Here is a 19,551-nt window from a genome sequence, read left to right on the forward strand (position 1 = left end):
GTAATCATTTGTTAAAGGATATATTCACGAAAAAGAAAAAGTATGCTTCCGTACCATCTGATCAAGCGAAGCACGATGTACCGGAAGGCATTATGACAAAATGTCCTAAGTGTAAAAAAATCATGCTCACTAAAGAGTTGGATAAAAATATGCGGGTATGCATGAACTGCGATTATCATTTCCCGATGAACGCAAAACAGCGTATCGAAAGCTTGATGGATGAACAATCCTTTGAGGAATTCAATCAGGGAATGTTATCGGAAAATCCGCTTGGTTTCCCGGGATATCTGGAAAAGCTTGAAAAAGATCGCGAGAAAACATCCTTAAACGAGGCTGTTGTGACAGGCAAGGGCACCATCGGCGGATTTCCGGCGGTTGTCGCCGTCATGGATTCTTCATTCAGAATGGGCAGCATGGGTTCAGTCGTTGGCGAAAAAATCACGCTTGCGATTGAAAAAGCAAAAGCTGATAAAGTTCCGTTTATTATTTTTACGGCTTCAGGCGGTGCGAGAATGCAGGAAGGCGTATTAAGTTTGATGCAAATGGCTAAGACAAGCTCTGCCTTAAAATTGTTCAGTGAAGAACAGGGGCTCATTATCTCAGTTATGACGCATCCGACTACCGGAGGTGTATCAGCGAGCTTTGCTTCACTTGGTGATTACAATTTCGCTGAGCCTGGCGCGCTGATCGGTTTTGCCGGAAGACGAATTATTGAACAGACAATAGGGGAAAAATTGCCTGAGGACTTCCAAACGGCTGAATTTTTATTGAAACATGGACAGCTTGATGCGGTTATTCACCGTGATGACATGAAACAAACGTTAAAGAATCTGCTGGATATGCATCAAACAGGAGGTGACATTGAGTGGCTGCAAGATTAGAATTTGAAAAACCGGTGATTGAACTGCAAACGAAAATCGCCGAACTAAAAAAATTCACCCAGGACTCCGATATGGATCTGAGTGCAGAAATCGCACGGCTAGAAGACCGTCTCGCTAAGCTTCAGGATGATATTTATAAAAATCTGAAGCCTTGGGACCGTGTTCAAATTGCGCGTCTGGCGGACCGTCCGACAACGCTTGATTATATCGAACACCTGTTTACCGACTTTTTTGAATGTCACGGAGACAGAGCCTACGGAGACGATGAAGCCATTGTCGGCGGCATTGCGAAATTCCATGGCCTTCCTGTAACAGTAATCGGGCATCAGCGAGGCAAAGACACGAAGGAAAACCTTGTCCGCAATTTTGGGATGCCGCATCCTGAAGGCTATCGAAAAGCGCTTCGTCTCATGAAACAGGCGGATAAATTCAACAGACCAATTATCTGTTTTATTGATACGAAGGGGGCATACCCTGGTCGAGCAGCGGAAGAAAGAGGACAAAGCGAAGCCATTGCCAAAAACCTGTTTGAGATGGCCGGCCTTCGAGTGCCTGTTATCTGCATCGTCATTGGCGAAGGCGGAAGCGGCGGAGCCCTAGGTCTAGGTGTTGGAAATCACTTGCATATGCTGGAAAACTCTACTTATTCTGTTATTTCTCCTGAAGGTGCCGCGGCACTTTTATGGAAGGACTCCAGTCTTGCTAAAAAAGCAGCAGAAACAATGAAAATCACTGCGCCGGATTTAAAAGAATTAGGTATTATAGATCATATGATAAAAGAAGTAAAAGGCGGAGCGCATCACGATGTAAAGCTGCAGGCAAGCTATATGGACGAAACCCTTAAACAATCGTTAAAAACTTTGCTGAAGCTGAGCGAGGAAGAATTAGTCCAGCAGCGCTATGAAAAATATAAAGCAATTGGCAAAGTCTCGATTGAAGATCAATATATCGGGGTAAACTAAATAAACGTGAAGCCTTTGGCTCACGTTTATTTTTTGTGACATTCCTTAAATTTTATTTAAAAACAATTTATTTAATTGTATAATAGGTAAGGTTTCATAGGGAGGATGGAGATCCCTTTTCATTGTTTTTATGGCAATGATCATGTTATGTTTAATCATATATGTTGCTGAGGTGAATGGAGAATGAAACGTATAGGGGTATTAACGAGCGGCGGGGATTCCCCGGGAATGAACGCAGCAGTTCGCGCAGTAGTCAGAAAGGCGATTTATCATGACGTTGAAGTATACGGCATTTACAACGGATACGCAGGATTAATCAGCGGAAAGATTGAAAAGCTTGAACTCGGATCTGTAGGCGATATTATACATCGCGGAGGAACAAAGCTTTATACGGCAAGATGTCCTGAATTTAAAACGGTTGAAGGCCGTGAAAAAGGGATAGAAAACTTGAAGAAGCTTGGTATTGAAGGCCTTGTTGTCATCGGCGGAGACGGTTCCTATATGGGTGCGAAAAAATTGACGGAGCACGGGTTTCCATGTGTAGGTGTACCGGGTACAATTGATAATGACATTCCGGGCACTGACTTTACAATCGGTTTCGATACAGCTTTAAATACAGTAATTGACGCAATTGATAAGATTCGCGATACAGCGACTTCTCATGAACGTACATATGTGATCGAAGTAATGGGCCGCCATGCCGGCGATATCGCATTGTGGGCCGGTCTTGCAGGGGGCGCGGAATCAATCTTAATCCCTGAGGCAGACTATGACATGCACGAAATCATTGCCCGTTTAAAACGCGGCCACGAACGCGGCAAGAAGCACAGCATTATTATTGTTGCCGAGGGTGTAGGCAGCGGTGTTGAATTCGGGAAACGCATTGAAGAAGAAACAAATCTTGAAACTAGGGTATCTGTATTGGGCCATATCCAGCGCGGAGGTTCACCGAGTGCTGCTGACCGCGTACTGGCAAGCCGTCTCGGCGCATATGCAGTTGAACTGCTGCTTGAAGGAAAAGGCGGACGCTGTGTAGGTATACAAAACAATAAGCTTGTAGACCATGATATTATAGAAATACTGGAGACAAAGCACACAGTTGAGCAAAACATGTATCAGCTTTCAAAAGAACTGTCTATCTAATGTGCAGGTGAAGGCTGAAGATTTCAGAAGGAAGTGAACCAAATGAGAAAAACGAAAATAGTTTGTACCATCGGTCCGGCAAGTGAAAGTATTGAAATGCTTACGAAATTAATGGAGTCAGGAATGAACGTGGCTCGATTGAATTTTTCTCACGGAGATTTTGAGGAGCACGGTGCAAGAATAAAAAATATTCGCGAAGCAAGCAAAAAGCTTGGCAAAAACGTTGGTATCCTGCTTGATACAAAAGGTCCTGAAATCCGCACACATACAATGGAAAACGGCGGCATTGAGCTTGAAACAGGCAAAGAGCTTATCATTTCAATGGACGAGGTTGTAGGAACAACAGATAAAATTTCAGTGACATATGAAGGTTTAGTCGATGACGTTGAACAAGGTTCAACGATTCTGTTAGATGACGGCCTTATCGGACTAGAGGTGCTTGATGTTGATGCAGCTAAACGCGAAATCAAAACAAAAGTGCTAAACAACGGAACACTTAAAAATAAAAAGGGTGTTAACGTACCGGGCGTCAGCGTTAACCTTCCTGGTATTACTGAAAAAGATGCGCGAGACATCGTTTTCGGTATTGAGCAGGGAGTAGACTTCATCGCAGCGTCTTTCGTACGTCGTTCTACGGACGTGCTTGAAATCCGTGAGCTTCTTGAAGAGCACAATGCTCAGGATATTCAAATCATCCCGAAAATCGAAAACCAAGAGGGCGTTGACAACATCGATTCAATTCTCGAAGTGTCAGACGGCTTAATGGTTGCACGCGGAGACTTAGGTGTGGAAATTCCAGCTGAAGAAGTGCCGCTTGTGCAAAAAGAACTGATCAAAAAATGCAACGCGCTGGGCAAACCTGTTATTACAGCGACACAAATGCTTGACAGCATGCAGCGCAACCCGCGTCCGACTCGTGCGGAAGCAAGTGACGTTGCAAACGCGATCTTCGATGGAACAGATGCGATCATGCTTTCTGGTGAAACAGCTGCCGGAAGCTATCCGGTTGAGGCGGTTCAAACAATGCACAATATCGCGTCCCGTTCTGAGGAAGCTTTAAATTATAAAGAAATTCTTTCAAAACGCAGAGATCAAGTAGGCATGACGATTACAGACGCGATTGGACAATCTGTCGCGCATACGGCGATCAACCTGAATGCTGCAGCGATCGTAACGCCAACTGAAAGCGGCCATACAGCACGTATGATCGCAAAATACCGTCCACAGGCGCCGATTGTAGCGGTTACTGTAAATGACTCTATTTCCAGAAAGCTTGCCCTCGTATCTGGCGTATTCGCAGAAAGCGGCCAAAATGCGAGCTCTACAGATGAGATGCTCGAAGATGCTGTCCAAAAATCATTGAACAGCGGAATTGTAAAACACGGCGATCTGATCGTCATTACAGCAGGCACTGTCGGTGAGTCTGGCACTACGAACTTGATGAAAGTTTACACTGTCGGCGATATCATCGCTAAAGGCCAAGGCATCGGACGCAAATCAGCTTACGGTCCGGTTGTCATTGCACAAAATGCAAAAGAAGCTGAGCAAAAAATGACTGACGGTGCGGTTCTTGTTACGAAAAGCACTGACCGTGACATGATTGCATCTCTTGAAAAGGCGTCTGCTCTTATTACAGAAGAAGGCGGCTTGACAAGCCATGCTGCGGTAGTCGGTTTAAGCCTAGGCATTCCGGTTATCGTGGGTATGGAAAATGCGACATCTATTTTGACAGAAGGCCAGGATATTACAGTTGACGCTTCCAGAGGCGCTGTTTACCAAGGCCGTGCAAGCGTTCTTTAATCACAGGTGAAAACGGAAGGGGAATCCCTTCCTTTTCTCTTTATCTTGCCTTATGTTGAACAGAGGCGTGTTACACGTGTGGGGGGCTTGGATATGAGATTTTTATTTTTGCTTTTTATTGTGTTTCCGGCAATAGAAATCGGCATATTCCTATTTTCAGGCAAGCTGATCGGCATTTTGCCGACGATCCTTTTAATGGTTCTGACGGGCATTATCGGCGCAGCAGCTGCAAAAAAACAAGGAACCGAAGTGTATTACAAGGTTCAGCGCGATCTTCAATATGGAAAAATGCCGGGGGAAGCGATTGCTGACGGCCTGTGCATTTTCATTGGCGGTCTTTTGCTGATGCTTCCGGGCTTTTTATCAGATTTGGCCGGCGCCTGTCTGCTTATCCCGTTCACCCGCAGCTGGTGTAAGCCGATTCTGTTCAAATGGCTGAGAGGAATGTCGAAGAACAAGCGGATCATCATCAAATAAAAAACGGCAGCCATGCAACATGGGCTGCTGTTTTATTTTTGCTGAACGGTGATATAGGACCATATTTCCTTTAATGCGCCTGTTGTGATGAAGGCCTGGATCATGACGAGAAAAGCCGGCCCGGCAATCAGTCCTAAAAACCCAAATAATTTAAAACCGGCGAACAGGGCGATGAGCGTTGCCAGCGGATCGATCCCGATAGATTTGCTTAATATTTTAGGCTCTGTCAGCTGCCGCTGAATAAGTACGACGAGGTACAATACCCCGATCCCGATCGCCTGGGGAAGCTGTCCGGTAACCGATAAATATAAAATCCACGGCACAAATACGGAGCCCGCACCTAAATAAGGGAGAAGATCAACAAGCCCGATTAAAAAGGCAATTGTTGCGGCATGTTCAACTTTTAAGAGAGAAAGGCCGATAAATACAATCACCATTGTAATGAAAACAAGAACGGCCTGCGCTTTGATAAAACCGGTCATTGCTTTTTTTAATTCGCTGCTGATCGCCTTGCTGTTAGCTGTAACCCGATCCGGCAGAATCGAAACGAGCATTGCTTTCAGCTTGTGCCAGTCCTTTGTCATAAAAAATGTTGCCAGGAGAGAAAAAATCAGAACAGCCGCCGTGTTGGGAAGAAGCGCGAAAAACCTCGGGATCATTTCTAGAATGTGGGACAGCAGCAGTCCGGCATTTTTAGCGGCGGAATCACCGAGTGTCTGAATATGGGTGACGATCGAAGCCTGCTGGTTGGTCTCCAATTCTTGAAACAAGAGGGCCAGTTCGTTATAGAGCGGCTGGATATGAGTCGTAAACAATTTTTCGCAATATAAGATAAACGTGCTGATATGCGGAGGCAGCGTTTTCGCAAGATAGGCTGTTCCCGTTATGATTTCCGCTACTAGAATGGTGAGCACGCCGAAGGCTGCAAGCAGAAAAAAAGCAAGCACGCCCAGAACGTTTATCGTTCGGGGGAATCCTGTCACTTTGTCCAAATAGTCAACAACAGGATGAATCACTGATGAGAGAATAAGGGCGATCAGGAACGGATAAGTTAACGGAAACGAATAATAGGCCGCAGCTATCGATCCTGCGGTAATTGATATGACAAAGAGGGTTCTGAAAAAAACAGTGATATAAGATTGATTCACGAAAACGCTCCTCCTCTCGTCAGCATGTCCTATTTTTTATATGTATTCACGCCCCGGCTGAATATGTATACATTCATCTTAAAGGAGGGATGGCATGTGTTTACACAAGCGAATTTATTTTTAATTATCCTCTTGACTATTGCACTTATCGCAAAAAACCAATCATTGCTCTTTGCTGTATCCGTCCTTTTGATCATCAAAATCGTTGGGCTTGACCAGAAATTATTTCCAACCATCCAGTCAAAAGGCATTAATTGGGGAGTGACCATTATCACAATCGCTGTTCTCGTTCCGATTGCCACGGGAGAAATCGGATTTAAGCAGCTTGGAGAAGCAGTGCGGTCTTCCTATGCGTGGATCGCCTTGGGAGCAGGAATCGCAGTGGCGCTGATTGCCAAAAACGGCCTGACCCTGCTGGAAAATGACCCGCATATTACAACTGCCCTCGTGATCGGGACCATTCTTGCCGTCGCGCTTTTTGGCGGAGTTGCGGTGGGCCCGCTGATCGGAGCGGGGATTGCTTATATAGCCATGCAGATCGTAAAACTGTTCACTTCATAAAAAAAGCGGCCCTAAAGCCGCTTTTTTTTATATGCAAAAACCCGCAAATAAAGGCGTTTTTTCAGGGAAATCACAGAATGAAAAAAAAAATTATAGGTAAACATTTAACAAATGTCTGATTATTGTTTATAATGAGAATAGGCTTAAACTTAAATAAGCTTATAAGAATTTGTTATGTTCTTTCATAAGCAAAGGGTTTCAGTACCAGCAGCCAGTAAAATGTAAGCATTTTCTTTTTGGGGGAGAGAAATACTTGCATCATGCATTTTAAGTAAGCCTCATGTTTTTACAACACTCTTAAAGGGGAAATTAATTGAAAAGGAGATGTTATATATGACAGCGACACGCGGTCTTGAAGGGGTTGTAGCAACAACATCATCTGTTAGTTCTATTATTGATGATACCCTTACATATGTGGGGTATGATATCGATGATTTAACAGAGAATGCAAGTTTTGAAGAAATCATCTACTTGCTTTGGCATTTAAGGCTGCCAAACAAAAAAGAGCTTGATGAGTTAAAGCAGCAGCTTGCAAAGGAAGCTGCCGTTCCGCAAGAAATTATTGAGCACTTCAAATCTTATTCCCTCGAAAATGTTCATCCCATGGCTGCTCTTCGGACAGCGATTTCATTACTAGGCCTGCTTGACAGCGAGGCTGATACCATGAACCCTGAAGCCAACTACCGAAAGGCGATCCGCCTTCAGGCAAAGGTGCCTGGTCTGGTTGCAGCATTTTCCAGAATACGCAAAGGCCTTGAGCCTGTTGAACCAAGAGAAGACTACGGCATTGCCGAGAATTTTCTCTACACATTAAACGGTGAAGAGCCTTCGCCAATTGAGGTCGAAGCCTTCAACAAGGCATTGATTTTACATGCTGACCACGAATTGAACGCGTCAACGTTCACTGCAAGGGTCTGTGTCGCAACACTTTCTGATATTTATTCAGGCATTACTGCCGCAATCGGCGCGCTGAAGGGCCCTCTTCACGGCGGGGCGAATGAAGGCGTTATGAAAATGCTGACAGAAATAGGCGAAGTGGAGAACGCTGAGCCGTACATCCGCGCGAAGTTCGAAAAGAAAGAAAAAATTATGGGATTCGGCCACCGCGTCTATAAGCATGGCGACCCGCGCGCGAAGCATCTGAAAGAAATGAGCAAGCGCCTGACCAACCTGACAGGCGAAAGCAAATGGTATGAGATGTCGATTCGTGTAGAAGAGATCGTCACTTCAGAGAAAAAGCTTCCGCCTAACGTTGATTTCTATTCGGCTTCAGTTTATCACAGCCTCGGCATTGACCATGATTTGTTTACACCGATTTTCGCTGTAAGCAGAATGTCCGGCTGGCTCGCTCATATTCTTGAGCAGTATGACAACAACCGTCTGATCCGCCCGCGCGCAGATTACACAGGCCCTGATAAACAAGCATTTGTTCCAATTGAAGAAAGAGCCTAAAGAACCATTGGAGGCTGGCTTGCGTCAATGAGGTTAGCCTCTTGTTCAGAACATCAAAAATCGTTACACTTTATATTGAATGTTGAGAAAAATCATTTTGTTTTCTATATAAGAAAAATAAAATGTTTTCTAAATATGAATTACATACTGGGAGGTTTTTATTGTGGCACAAGGCGAAAAAATTACAGTCTCTAACGGAGTATTAAACGTACCAAACAACCCGATTATCCCATTTATCGAAGGAGACGGAACCGGTCCTGATATTTGGAACGCGGCTTCGAAGGTTTTGGAAGCAGCAGTTGAAAAAGCATACAAAGGCGAAAAGAAAATTACGTGGAAAGAAGTTTATGCCGGAGAAAAGGCTTATAATAAAACAGGCGAATGGCTTCCTGCTGAAACATTAGATGTGATCCGCGAATATTTCATCGCGATTAAAGGGCCGTTAACAACACCTGTCGGCGGCGGGATCCGTTCTTTGAACGTAGCGCTTAGACAAGAGCTTGACCTATTCGTCTGCTTAAGACCTGTAAGATACTTCACTGGAGTGCCGTCACCGGTAAAACGCCCTGAAGATACTGATATGGTCATCTTCCGTGAAAATACAGAGGATATTTACGCAGGCATCGAGTATGCAAAAGGCTCTGAAGAAGTGCAAAAGCTCATCAGCTTCCTGCAAAATGAGTTGAACGTCAACAAAATCCGTTTCCCTGAGACATCCGGTATCGGCATTAAGCCTGTTTCTGAAGAAGGAACAAGCCGTTTAGTCAGAGCTGCTATTGATTATGCGATTGAGCATGGCCGCAAATCAGTAACGCTTGTTCACAAAGGAAACATCATGAAGTTCACAGAAGGCGCCTTCAAAAACTGGGGCTATGAACTTGCTGAAAGAGAATACGGCGAAAAAGTCTTCACATGGGCTCAATATGACCGAATTGCTGAAGAACAAGGAAAAGACGCTGCAAACAAAGCGCAAAGCGAAGCGGAAGCAGCAGGCAAAATCATTATCAAAGACAGCATTGCTGACATTTTCCTTCAGCAGATCTTAACGCGTCCGAACGAGTTTGATGTCGTTGCGACAATGAACCTGAACGGAGATTACATTTCAGATGCGCTTGCTGCACAAGTCGGCGGAATCGGTATTGCTCCTGGAGCGAACATCAACTATGAAACAGGGCATGCGATTTTCGAGGCAACGCACGGAACGGCTCCTAAATATGCCGGACTTGATAAAGTAAACCCATCTTCAGTTATTCTTTCAGGCGTTCTGCTTCTTGAGCATTTAGGATGGAACGAAGCGGCTGATTTAGTTATCAAATCTATGGAAAAAACAATTGCTTCTAAAGTCGTAACTTACGATTTTGCCAGATTAATGGATGGCGCGACTGAAGTGAAATGTTCAGAGTTTGGAGAAGAACTGATTAAAAACATGGACTAAGCAAGGAAACAGCCTAAAACTAGCCATAAAGGAGAAGAGAGACATGGGAAATACTCGTAAAAAAGTTTCTGTTATCGGAGCAGGTTTTACCGGAGCAACAACTGCATTTTTAATTGCTCAAAAAGAGCTGGCGGACGTTGTTCTTGTTGATATTCCGCAGTTGGAGAACCCGACAAAAGGAAAAGCGCTTGATATGTTTGAAGCAAGCCCGGTTCAAGGCTTTGACGCAAGAATTACGGGAACATCCAACTATGAGGATACAGCAGGTTCTGACATTGTTGTCATTACTGCCGGTATCGCAAGAAAACCTGGTATGAGCAGAGATGATCTGGTCTCTACAAACGAAAAAATTATGAGAAGCGTTACACGAGAAATCGTGAAATATTCTCCTGACTCTATCATTGTAGTGCTGACAAATCCTGTTGATGCAATGACTTACGCGGTGTATAAAGAATCAGGCTTTCCTAAAGAGCGCGTCATCGGCCAGTCCGGTGTGCTTGATACGGCAAGATTCAGAACGTTCGTAGCAGAGGAATTAAACCTGTCAGTGAAAGATGTGACTGGTTTTGTGCTTGGCGGACACGGTGACGACATGGTGCCGCTTGTGCGTTATTCTTATGCCGGCGGTATCCCGCTTGAAACTCTCATTCCGAAAGAACGGATTGACGCCATTGTGGAGCGCACAAGAAAGGGCGGAGGCGAAATTGTGAATCTTCTCGGAAACGGAAGCGCGTACTATGCGCCTGCAGCTTCTCTTACGGAAATGGTCGAAGCGATCTTGAAAGATCAGCGCCGCGTCCTTCCTACAATTGCCTATCTTGAAGGTGAATACGGCTATGAAGGCATCTACCTTGGCGTTCCTACAATTGTAGGCGGCAACGGTCTTGAGCAAATCATTGAGCTTGAACTGACAGACTATGAAAGAGCACAGCTGAATAAATCAGTTGAATCTGTCAAAAATGTCATGAAAGTATTATCCTAATAAAAAGAGAGAAAGGCTTGCTTGATAAAGCCTTTCTCTTTTTACTATAAATGAAAGCGTTATCACAGCCTTCTTTATTTCTTTTAAAAATGATGTAAAAGGCGAATTGTCGGAATGTCCTGCTTTCGCTAAAATAAAATCATGAAACATGTTAAGATGACATAAAATAGAGAAATAGGATGTCGGGGAATTATAATACTGGAGGCACAGCATGAACAAGAAAATTTTAGTTGTGGATGATGAAGAATCTATTGTTACTCTTTTACAGTACAATCTGGAACGGTCAGGCTATGATGTCATTACCGCCTCAGATGGAGAAGAAGCACTCAAAAAAGCGGAAACAGAGAAGCCTGATTTGATTGTGCTTGATGTAATGCTTCCAAAACTGGACGGAATCGAAGTGTGTAAGCAGCTGAGGCAGCAGAAACTGATGTTTCCCATTTTAATGCTGACAGCGAAGGATGAGGAATTCGACAAAGTATTAGGGCTTGAGCTCGGTGCAGATGATTATATGACCAAGCCGTTCAGTCCAAGGGAAGTCAATGCAAGAGTCAAAGCGATTTTAAGGCGTTCCGAAATGGCTGCGCCCTCTAGTGAAGTGAAAAACGATGAAACGGAAGGCCAGATTGTAATTGGCGATCTGAAAATCCTGCCTGATCATTATGAAGCGTACTTTAAAGAAAATCAGCTTGAACTGACACCGAAAGAATTCGAACTGCTGCTCTATTTAGGCAGGCATAAAGGCAGAGTGCTGACGAGAGACCTGCTGCTGAGCGCTGTCTGGAATTATGATTTTGCCGGAGATACCAGGATTGTTGATGTGCATATCAGCCATCTCCGCGACAAAATTGAAAGCAATACAAAAAAACCGATCTATATTAAAACGATTAGGGGATTGGGGTATAAATTGGAGGAGCCAAAAATGAATGAATAAATACCGTTTGCGCCTTTTTTCTGTACTCGTTGTCTGTATGATTCTGGTGTTTAGCGTCCTCGGGCTGTTTTTGCAGCAGCTCTTTGAAACATCTGATCAAAGGAAAGCAGAGGAACACATTGAAAAAGAAGCCAAATACATGGCTTCGCTGCTTGATGCCGGCAATCTGAATGATCAAGCAAATGAGAAAATCATTAAAGATGCAGGCGGCGCACTTGATGTGAACGCATCCGTTCTCGATACAGACGGCAAGGTGCTGTATGGGTCAAACGGGAGCGCGGCAGATTCTCAAAAGGTGCAGGCGCTTGTTTCTGGCCATGAGGGTGTTCTCTCAACAGCAGATAACAAGCTTTATTACGGGCTTTCGCTTAGAAGCGAAGGCGAGAAAACAGGATATATGCTGCTTTCTGCCCCTGAACATAACTCCGGCTTGAACGGCGAATTGTGGGGGATGCTGACGGCCAGTCTTTGTACCGCTTTTATCGTTATTATTTATTTTTATTCCACTATGACCTCGCGTTATAAAAGGTCAATTGAAGCAGCCACAAACGTAGCAACAGAGCTGTCCAAGGGGAATTACGATGCCCGAACGTACGGCGGCTATATCAGGCGCTCTGATAAGCTTGGCCGTGCGATGAACAGCCTTGCCGTTGATTTGATGGAAATGACGAGAACGCAGGAAATGCAGCGGGACCGGCTGCTGACAGTCATTGAAAATATCGGCTCCGGGCTGATTATGATTGATGGAAGAGGCTTTATCAATCTCGTAAACAGATCTTACGCCAAACAGTTTCATATCAACCCGAATCAGATGCTGCGCCGTCTTTATCATGATGCATTTGAACATGAAGAAGTGATCCAGCTTGTCGAAGACATCTTTATGACGGAGACAAAGAAGTGCAAGCTGTTAAGGCTGCCGATCAAAATTGAACGGCGTTATTTTGAGGTGGACGGCGTTCCTATTATGGGGCCGGATGATGAATGGAAAGGAATTGTACTTGTTTTCCATGACATGACAGAGACGAAGAAATTAGAGCAGATGAGAAAGGATTTTGTGGCTAATGTTTCTCATGAGCTGAAAACGCCGATTACGTCTATTAAAGGGTTTACGGAGACGTTATTGGACGGGGCAATGGAGGACAAAGAGGCGCTTAGTGAGTTTCTCTCTATTATTCTAAAGGAAAGCGAAAGGCTTCAGTCTTTGGTTCAGGATCTTCTCGATCTCTCAAAAATCGAGCAGCAAAACTTCACGCTCAGCATCGAAACATTTGAGCCAGCCAAAATGCTTGGTGAGATTGAAACGCTTCTGAACCATAAGGCGGATGAGAAAGGAATCTCCCTGCAACTGAATGTCCCGAAAGACCCGATCTATGTTTCGGGGGACCCGCACAGGCTGAAACAGGTATTTCTGAATCTCGTAAACAATGCGTTAACCTACACGCCTGAGGGGGGCTCTGTAGCGATCAATGTAAAGCCCGGAGAAACAGACATTCAGATTGAAGTTGCCGATTCCGGAATCGGCATTCAGAAAGAAGAAATTCCGCGTATTTTTGAACGTTTTTATCGCGTGGATAAAGACAGAAGCAGGAATTCAGGCGGAACCGGACTAGGCCTTGCGATCGTCAAGCATCTTATAGAGGCTCATGAAGGGAAAATTGATGTCACAAGTGAGCCGGGGCAGGGAACCGTCTTTACAGTGACATTGAAACGGGCCGCTGAAAAGTCCGCTTAATGTTTACAAAGGTTTAACAATATCTTCATGCACTGTTAAACCTATGCTGGTAGGATGTAGTAGAACCCCTTCATCCAAGGAGCCAATTTTGACGGCGGGAACCTTTTTGTGTTCCCGTCCTTTTTTGTGTCTTCTCTTCAGTTCACGTATTTTCCTTTCAAATTGAACTTTGTTAAAATAAGAGAAGCTATGATTACTAAGAGATGAACGGAAGCTGCGGCTTTTTTAGGAGGATATTGAATGACGGAACGAAAAAAATTAGTGCTTGTAGACGGAAACAGTTTGGCTTACCGTGCGTTTTTTGCATTGCCGCTGTTAAGCAATGATAAAGGTGTTCATACGAATGCGGTATACGGCTTTGCGATGATTTTGATGAAGATGCTTGAGGATGAAAAACCGACGCACATGCTGGTCGCATTTGATGCCGGGAAAACAACATTTCGTCACGGCACATTTAAAGAATATAAAGGCGGCAGACAGAAAACCCCGCCTGAGCTTTCCGAACAAATGCCTTTTATCCGCGAGCTGCTGGATGCCTATCAGATCAGCCGCTACGAACTGGAGCAATACGAAGCTGACGATATTATCGGCACACTGGCCAAATCGGCTGAAAAAGAAGGGTTTGAAGTTAAGGTTTTTTCTGGAGATAAGGATTTAACCCAGCTGGCAACAGACAAAACGACGGTTGCCATTACGAGAAAAGGAATTACCGATGTTGAATTTTACACACCCGAGCATGTCAAAGAAAAATACGGGCTTACGCCTGAACAAATCATTGATATGAAGGGTTTGATGGGCGATTCCTCAGATAATATCCCAGGTGTTCCCGGCGTCGGAGAAAAGACTGCAATTAAGCTTTTAAAACAGTTTGATTCCGTTGAAAAGCTGCTGGAGTCCATTGACGAGGTGAGCGGAAAAAAACTGAAGGAAAAGCTAGAGGAATTTAAGGATCAGGCATTGATGAGCAAGGAGCTTGCCACGATTATGACGGATGCGCCGATTGACGTATCTGTTTCCGGTCTGGAATATCAAGGCTTTAATCGTGAACAGGTCATTGCCATCTTTAAAGATCTTGGATTCAACACGCTTCTTGAACGGCTAGGGGAAGATAGTGAAGAAGCAGAACAGGATCAATCGTTTGAAGAAATAAATGTCACAACAGTCACAGACGTGACAAGCGATATATTGGTTTCTCCATCCTCATTTGTTGTTGAACAGATTGGCGATAATTATCATGAAGAGCCAATTCTCGGATTTTCGATCGTAAATGAAACGGGATCTTATTTTATTCCGAAAGACATTGCCGTTGAGTCTGAGGTGTTTAAAGAATGGGTGCAAAATGACGAGCAGAAGAAATGGGTCTTCGACAGCAAGCGGGCTGTTGTCGCTTTGCGCTGGCAGGGCATTGAGCTGAAAGGAGCCGAATTTGATACGCTCCTTGCGGCTTATATCATCAACCCGGGCAATTCATATGACGACGTTGCGAGTGTTGCTAAGGATTATGGCCTGCATATCGTTCAAAGCGACGAATCGGTTTACGGAAAAGGGGCAAAACGGGCGGTGCCGTCAGAAGATGTACTGTCTGAGCACCTTGTCCGAAAAGCGTTAGCCATCCAAAGCCTCCGTGAAAAGCTCGTTCAGGAGCTGGAGAACAACGATCAGCTTGAGCTGTTTGAAGAGCTCGAAATGCCGCTTGCCCTTATCCTCGGTGAAATGGAATCAACTGGCGTCAAGGTCGATGTTGACCGTTTAAAACGCATGGGTGAAGAACTGGGCGCGAAGCTGAAGGAATATGAAGAAAAAATCCATGAGATTGCGGGAGAGCCGTTTAATATCAATTCGCCTAAACAGCTCGGTGTCATCTTGTTTGAAAAGCTCGGGTTGCCTGTCGTGAAAAAAACAAAAACAGGCTATTCCACGTCTGCCGATGTGCTTGAAAAGCTGGCTGACAAGCATGATATTGTTGACTATATTTTGCAGTACAGACAAATCGGCAAGCTTCAATCGACATATATTGAAGGGCTTTTAAAGGTGACGAGACCGGATTCGCATAAGGTGCACACGCGCTTTAACCAGGCTTTAACCCAAACAGGGCGCCTCAGCTCGACTGATCCGAATCTGCAAAACATTCCAATCAGGCTTGAGGAAGGGCGCAAAATCCGCCAAGCTTTTGTGCCGTCTGAAAAAGACTGGATCATTTTTGCAGCAGATTATTCACAAATCGAGCTTCGGGTGCTTGCCCATATTTCTAAGGATCAAAATCTTATCGAAGCTTTTACAAATGATATGGATATTCATACGAAAACGGCAATGGATGTGTTCCATGTTGCTGAAGAGGAAGTGACATCTGCGATGAGGCGCCAGGCAAAAGCGGTCAACTTTGGCATCGTCTACGGCATCAGTGATTACGGGCTGTCACAGAACCTCGGCATTACCCGAAAGGAAGCCGGAGCATTCATCGACCGCTATTTGGAAAGTTTTCAAGGCGTAAAAGCGTACATGGAAGAGTCGGTTCAGGACGCGAAGCAAAAAGGCTACGTAACAACACTTATGCATCGCCGACGCTATATTCCTGAGCTGACGAGCCGAAACTTTAATATCCGCAGTTTTGCGGAGCGGACGGCAATGAATACACCGATTCAAGGAAGCGCCGCTGATATTATAAAGAAAGCCATGATAGATATGGCTGCCAAGCTGAAAGAAAAGCAATTGAAGGCAAGACTGCTGCTTCAAGTTCATGATGAATTGATTTTTGAAGCGCCAAAGGAAGAAATTGAAATCCTTGAAAAGCTTGTTCCTGAAGTGATGGAGCATGCGCTTGCATTGGATGTACCGTTAAAGGTGGACTTTGCGTCAGGCCCATCTTGGTACGATGCGAAATAAACAGAGATAGGAAGTGATGGATGTGCCGGAATTACCAGAGGTTGAAACAGTCCGGCGCACTCTGACCGGGCTTGTAAAGGGAAAAACAATCAAATCGGTAGAGATCAGATGGCCGAATATCATCAAACGGCCTGCCGAACCGGAGGAATTTGCGCGAATTCTAGCAGGAGAAACGATACAGTCCATCGGAAGACGGGGAAAGTTTTTGCTGTTTCATTTAGATCATTATGTTATGGTTTCTCACCTTCGAATGGAAGGAAAATACGGTCTTCATCAAGCGGAGGAGCCTGACGATAAACACGTGCATGTCATATTCACGATGACGGATGGAACACAGCTCCGTTACAGGGATGTGAGGAAATTTGGAACTATGCACTTATTTAAACCGGGAGAAGAAGCGGGCGAGCTCCCGCTTTCTCAGTTAGGGCCGGAGCCGGATGCAGAAGAATTTACAAGTGCGTATTTAAAAGAACGGCTTGCGAAAACAAACCGCGCTGTCAAAACTGCTCTACTGGATCAAAAAACGGTAGTTGGACTAGGGAACATTTATGTGGATGAGGCTCTTTTCAGAGCGGGTGTCCATCCCGAGACAAAAGCCAATCAATTATCAGATAAAACAATCAAAACCCTTCACGCTGAAATCAAAAACACCCTGCAGGAGGCGATTGATGCGGGCGGAAGCACAGTCCGTTCATATATCAACTCCCAAGGGGAAATCGGAATGTTCCAGCTGCAGCATTTTGTGTACGGAAAAAAAGACGAGCCGTGCAAAAATTGCGGAACGATGATTTCAAAAATTGTCGTCGGAGGCAGGGGCACGCATTTTTGTGCGAAGTGCCAGAAAAAATAGCAGCATAATGCTTCATCGTCCAAGCTGTTGGTGCATATATCAGTAACTCTGGAATTGAGGATGCCATTTTCGAAACACGGATTTTTCACTTTCCCATATATATGATTGTGATGAATCCCGGGCATTTCACATCTGATACAAGAGCACCAACAGAAAGGAAGAAACGGATATGCAAATGGTTTCTATACTGCTGCTGGCGTTGGCTGTCAGCTTGGACAGTTTTTCAGTCGGATTTACGTACGGATTGAGAAAAATGAAAATACCGTTTAAAGCGATTTTGGTTATCGCCTGCTGTTCCGGTGCTGTCATGTTTATCTCCATGCTGATCGGAAGCTTTCTCACAAAGTTTTTTCCTGTATATGTGACGGAGAAGCTTGGCGGTTTGATATTGGTTGGAATCGGTGCGTGGGTTCTGTATCAATTCTTCAAACCGGCAAAAGATAAAGAATACCTATTGCATGAAAAAACGCTGCTTAATTTAGAGGTTCGGTCATTAGGGATTGTGATTCATATTTTGAGAAAGCCTATGAGTGCGGATATCGACAAATCGGGTGTGATCAATGGAATTGAGGCGGTCTTATTGGGATTTGCCTTATCGATTGACGCATTCGGAGCAGGTATCGGGGCAGCCATTCTCGGTTTTTCACCGATTGTGATGAGCATTGCCGTTGCCTTCATGAGCTCGCTGTTTGTATCAATCGGAATCAACGCCGGCCATTTTCTGTCTAAGTGGAAATGGATTGATAAAATGGCGTTTTTGCCGGGGCTTCTGCTGATCACGATTGGGCTCTGGAAATTGTAAAAAGGAGTGGATCTCTTGACCTTAGTCATTGGTTTAACGGGAGGAATAGCTAGCGGCAAAAGCACGGTAGCCAATATGCTGATTGAAAAAGGGATAACAGTTATAGATGCAGATATCATTGCAAAACAAGCGGTAGAAAAAGGGATGCCGGCCTACCGGCAAATCATTGACGAATTTGGTGAAGACATACTGCTCTCAAATGGCGATATAGATCGAAAAAAGCTTGGAGCGCTGGTATTTACAAATGAACAAAAGCGTCTTGCTTTAAATGCAATTGTTCATCCCGCAGTCAGGCAGGAAATGCTCAAGCGCCGTGATAAAGCCATTGCAAATCGGGAGGTATTTGTTGTATTGGATATCCCGCTATTGTTCGAAAGTAAATTGGAATCATTGGTTGATAAAATTATTGTGGTCAGTGTGACAAAAGAGCTTCAGCTGGAACGTCTGATGAAGCGCAATCAGCTGACGGAAGAAGAAGCGGTCAGCCGTATCCTTGCTCAAATGCCCTTAGAGGAAAAAACAGCAAGAGCAGATCAAGTCATCGATAACAGCGGCACGCTTGAAGTGACCAAACGCCAGCTGGATGAAATTATCGCCTGCTGGGCATAATACAAAAAACACCGTTCAAAATGAACGGTGTTTTTTTCATTAAAAATCAAAGTTGTCCGGATCAGGACCGACGCGCAGGTTTTCATTCAGCGCATCAATTCGGTTCATGTCGTCCTGTGTTAATTCAAAGTCAAATACGCTTGCATTTTCTTTAATGCGGTGTTCCTTCGTTGATTTAGGAATCGTAATGATGCCATGCTGCAGATCCCAGCGCAAAATGATTTGTGCGACAGATTTGTTATATGTTTGAGCAATGTCTGCCAGCACAGGATGATTCAGCAGCTGCCCCTGCATTAAAGGCGACCAGGCTTCCATCTGGATGCCCTGTTTTTGGCAGTATGCCATCAGCTCTTTTTGTGTAAGTCGCGGATGGAATTCTACTTGGTTGATCATAGGCTTGATTTCGGCAGCCGTCATCAAATCTTCAAGATGATGGATTTGGAAGTTGCTCACGCCGATCGCTTTGACACGGCCTTCTTTATAAAGTGTTTCAAGCGCTCTCCATGCTTCTTTGTATTTTCCCTCTACAGGCCAGTGGATGAGGTATAAATCTAAATAGTCCAAACCAAGTTTTGACAGGCTTGTTTCAAAAGCGGCGAGTGTTTCCTCGTATCCTAAATCTGCATTCCACACTTTTGATGTAATAAATAGGTCCTCTCTTGAGATGCCTGCTTCGTCAATACCTTGCTGAAGTCCTTCTCCGACTCCAGCTTCATTTCCGTAGATAGCGGCAGTATCAATACTGCGGTATCCGTGAACAATGGCAGTTTTAACTGCGTTTACCAGTTCAGATCCTTCTTCCACTTGGAATACGCCGAGCCCGAACCATGGCATTTTTACTCCGTTATGAAGTGTTGCTGTTGCTTGTAAATGTGTTGTCATGTTGATTTCCTCCTTTAA

At 44.6% G+C, this 19,551-nt stretch carries 16 protein-coding genes and 1 pseudogene; 15 read left to right on the forward strand and 2 right to left on the reverse strand.

Going from position 1 to position 19,551, the window contains the following annotated elements; all coding sequences use genetic code 11:
- Nucleotides 1–8 precede the first annotated feature (8 nt).
- The 5 genes from accD to MOC09_RS10215 all read left to right on the forward strand — a co-directional run bounded on the left by accD (nucleotide 9) and on the right by MOC09_RS10215 (nucleotide 5,263).
- Entirely contained in the window at nucleotides 9–881 is an 873-nt protein-coding gene (gene accD, locus MOC09_RS10195) for an acetyl-CoA carboxylase, carboxyltransferase subunit beta (RefSeq protein ID WP_268370424.1), read from the forward strand.
- Nucleotides 866–1,843 carry an acetyl-CoA carboxylase carboxyl transferase subunit alpha gene (gene accA / locus MOC09_RS10200; protein WP_268358988.1) on the forward strand — a complete coding sequence of 326 codons (978 nt, stop codon included), beginning with the start codon at nucleotides 866–868 and terminating at the stop codon, nucleotides 1,841–1,843. The genes accD and accA overlap by 16 nt, the downstream gene beginning before the upstream one ends.
- A gap of 183 nt (nucleotides 1,844–2,026) precedes the next feature.
- Nucleotides 2,027–2,986 (forward strand): 6-phosphofructokinase, encoded by a 960-nt coding sequence (gene pfkA / locus MOC09_RS10205; protein ID WP_003237788.1) that lies wholly within the window; start codon nucleotides 2,027–2,029, stop codon nucleotides 2,984–2,986.
- Between the two features lie 42 nt (nucleotides 2,987–3,028).
- Nucleotides 3,029–4,786, forward strand: coding sequence for a pyruvate kinase (gene pyk / locus MOC09_RS10210; protein ID WP_268358989.1), 1,758 nt, complete (start codon nucleotides 3,029–3,031; stop codon nucleotides 4,784–4,786).
- Nucleotides 4,787–4,879: 93 nt separating this feature from the next.
- Nucleotides 4,880–5,263 carry an FxsA family protein gene (locus tag MOC09_RS10215; RefSeq protein ID WP_268370426.1) on the forward strand — a complete coding sequence of 128 codons (384 nt, stop codon included), beginning with the start codon at nucleotides 4,880–4,882 and terminating at the stop codon, nucleotides 5,261–5,263.
- A gap of 32 nt (nucleotides 5,264–5,295) precedes the next feature.
- Here MOC09_RS10215 and ytvI read toward each other — a convergent pair whose 3' ends face one another.
- Nucleotides 5,296–6,411 carry a sporulation integral membrane protein YtvI gene (ytvI, locus tag MOC09_RS10220; protein ID WP_268358993.1) on the reverse strand — a complete coding sequence of 372 codons (1,116 nt, stop codon included), beginning with the start codon at nucleotides 6,409–6,411 and terminating at the stop codon, nucleotides 5,296–5,298.
- A gap of 96 nt (nucleotides 6,412–6,507) precedes the next feature.
- On the opposite strand from ytvI, the gene MOC09_RS10225 reads away from it, so the two are divergent.
- From MOC09_RS10225 to coaE, 10 genes and pseudogenes are all read left to right on the forward strand, one after another.
- Nucleotides 6,508–6,972, forward strand: coding sequence for a DUF441 domain-containing protein (locus MOC09_RS10225; RefSeq protein WP_268370427.1), 465 nt, complete (start codon nucleotides 6,508–6,510; stop codon nucleotides 6,970–6,972).
- Nucleotides 6,973–7,305: 333 nt separating this feature from the next.
- Nucleotides 7,306–8,424, forward strand: coding sequence for a citrate synthase (gene citZ, locus MOC09_RS10230; RefSeq protein ID WP_268358994.1), 1,119 nt, complete (start codon nucleotides 7,306–7,308; stop codon nucleotides 8,422–8,424).
- A 163-nt stretch (nucleotides 8,425–8,587) separates the two neighbouring features.
- The gene (icd, locus tag MOC09_RS10235) at nucleotides 8,588–9,859 is read left to right on the forward strand and encodes an NADP-dependent isocitrate dehydrogenase (RefSeq protein WP_019259153.1); all 1,272 of its coding nucleotides are present in this window, start codon (nucleotides 8,588–8,590) and stop codon (nucleotides 9,857–9,859) included.
- 43 nt (nucleotides 9,860–9,902) lie between these two features.
- Nucleotides 9,903–10,841: a malate dehydrogenase gene (mdh, locus tag MOC09_RS10240; protein WP_268358996.1), complete on the forward strand. Its 939-nt coding sequence runs from the start codon at nucleotides 9,903–9,905 to the stop codon at nucleotides 10,839–10,841.
- A gap of 211 nt (nucleotides 10,842–11,052) precedes the next feature.
- Entirely contained in the window at nucleotides 11,053–11,775 is a 723-nt protein-coding gene (gene phoP, locus MOC09_RS10245) for a two-component system response regulator PhoP (RefSeq protein WP_268358998.1), read from the forward strand.
- Entirely contained in the window at nucleotides 11,768–13,507 is a 1,740-nt protein-coding gene (gene phoR / locus MOC09_RS10250; protein WP_268370429.1) for a sensory box histidine kinase PhoR, read from the forward strand. Before phoP ends, phoR begins: the two co-directional genes overlap by 8 nt.
- A 240-nt stretch (nucleotides 13,508–13,747) precedes the next feature.
- On the forward strand, nucleotides 13,748–16,390 hold the full coding sequence (gene polA, locus MOC09_RS10255) for a DNA polymerase I (RefSeq protein ID WP_268359002.1): 2,643 nt from the start codon (nucleotides 13,748–13,750) through the stop codon (nucleotides 16,388–16,390).
- A 22-nt stretch (nucleotides 16,391–16,412) separates the two neighbouring features.
- Nucleotides 16,413–17,240, forward strand: coding sequence for a DNA-formamidopyrimidine glycosylase (gene mutM / locus MOC09_RS10260; protein WP_268370431.1), 828 nt, complete (start codon nucleotides 16,413–16,415; stop codon nucleotides 17,238–17,240).
- Nucleotides 17,241–17,391: 151 nt separating this feature from the next.
- Nucleotides 17,392–18,042 (forward strand): annotated as a pseudogene (gene ytaF / locus MOC09_RS10265) (sporulation membrane protein YtaF); the annotation flags it as partial.
- Between the two features lie 15 nt (nucleotides 18,043–18,057).
- Entirely contained in the window at nucleotides 18,058–18,651 is a 594-nt protein-coding gene (gene coaE, locus MOC09_RS10270; protein WP_268370433.1) for a dephospho-CoA kinase, read from the forward strand.
- Between the two features lie 39 nt (nucleotides 18,652–18,690).
- Here the strand turns inward: coaE and ytbE are convergent, their stop codons facing one another.
- The gene (gene ytbE / locus MOC09_RS10275; RefSeq protein WP_268359010.1) at nucleotides 18,691–19,533 is read right to left on the reverse strand and encodes an aldo/keto reductase YtbE; all 843 of its coding nucleotides are present in this window, start codon (nucleotides 19,531–19,533) and stop codon (nucleotides 18,691–18,693) included.
- Nucleotides 19,534–19,551 lie beyond the last annotated feature (18 nt).

The organism is Bacillus sp. N12A5 (genome assembly GCF_026790125.1).
Classification (GTDB): Bacteria; Bacillota; Bacilli; order Bacillales; family Bacillaceae; genus Bacillus.

Bases quoted from the DNA above. Each gene is read 5' to 3' on its own strand.
- phoR (WP_268370429.1), top strand. From the start codon at position 11,768: ATGAATAAATACCGTTTGCGCCTTTTTTCTGTACTCGTTGTCTGTATG.
- MOC09_RS10215 (WP_268370426.1), top strand. From the start codon at position 4,880: ATGAGATTTTTATTTTTGCTTTTTATTGTGTTTCCGGCAATAGAAATC.
- pyk (WP_268358989.1), top strand. From the start codon at position 3,029: ATGAGAAAAACGAAAATAGTTTGTACCATCGGTCCGGCAAGTGAAAGT.
- ytbE (WP_268359010.1), bottom strand. From the start codon at position 19,533: ATGACAACACATTTACAAGCAACAGCAACACTTCATAACGGAGTAAAA.
- citZ (WP_268358994.1), top strand. From the start codon at position 7,306: ATGACAGCGACACGCGGTCTTGAAGGGGTTGTAGCAACAACATCATCT.
- phoP (WP_268358998.1), top strand. From the start codon at position 11,053: ATGAACAAGAAAATTTTAGTTGTGGATGATGAAGAATCTATTGTTACT.
- mdh (WP_268358996.1), top strand. From the start codon at position 9,903: ATGGGAAATACTCGTAAAAAAGTTTCTGTTATCGGAGCAGGTTTTACC.
- polA (WP_268359002.1), top strand. From the start codon at position 13,748: ATGACGGAACGAAAAAAATTAGTGCTTGTAGACGGAAACAGTTTGGCT.
- pfkA (WP_003237788.1), top strand. From the start codon at position 2,027: ATGAAACGTATAGGGGTATTAACGAGCGGCGGGGATTCCCCGGGAATG.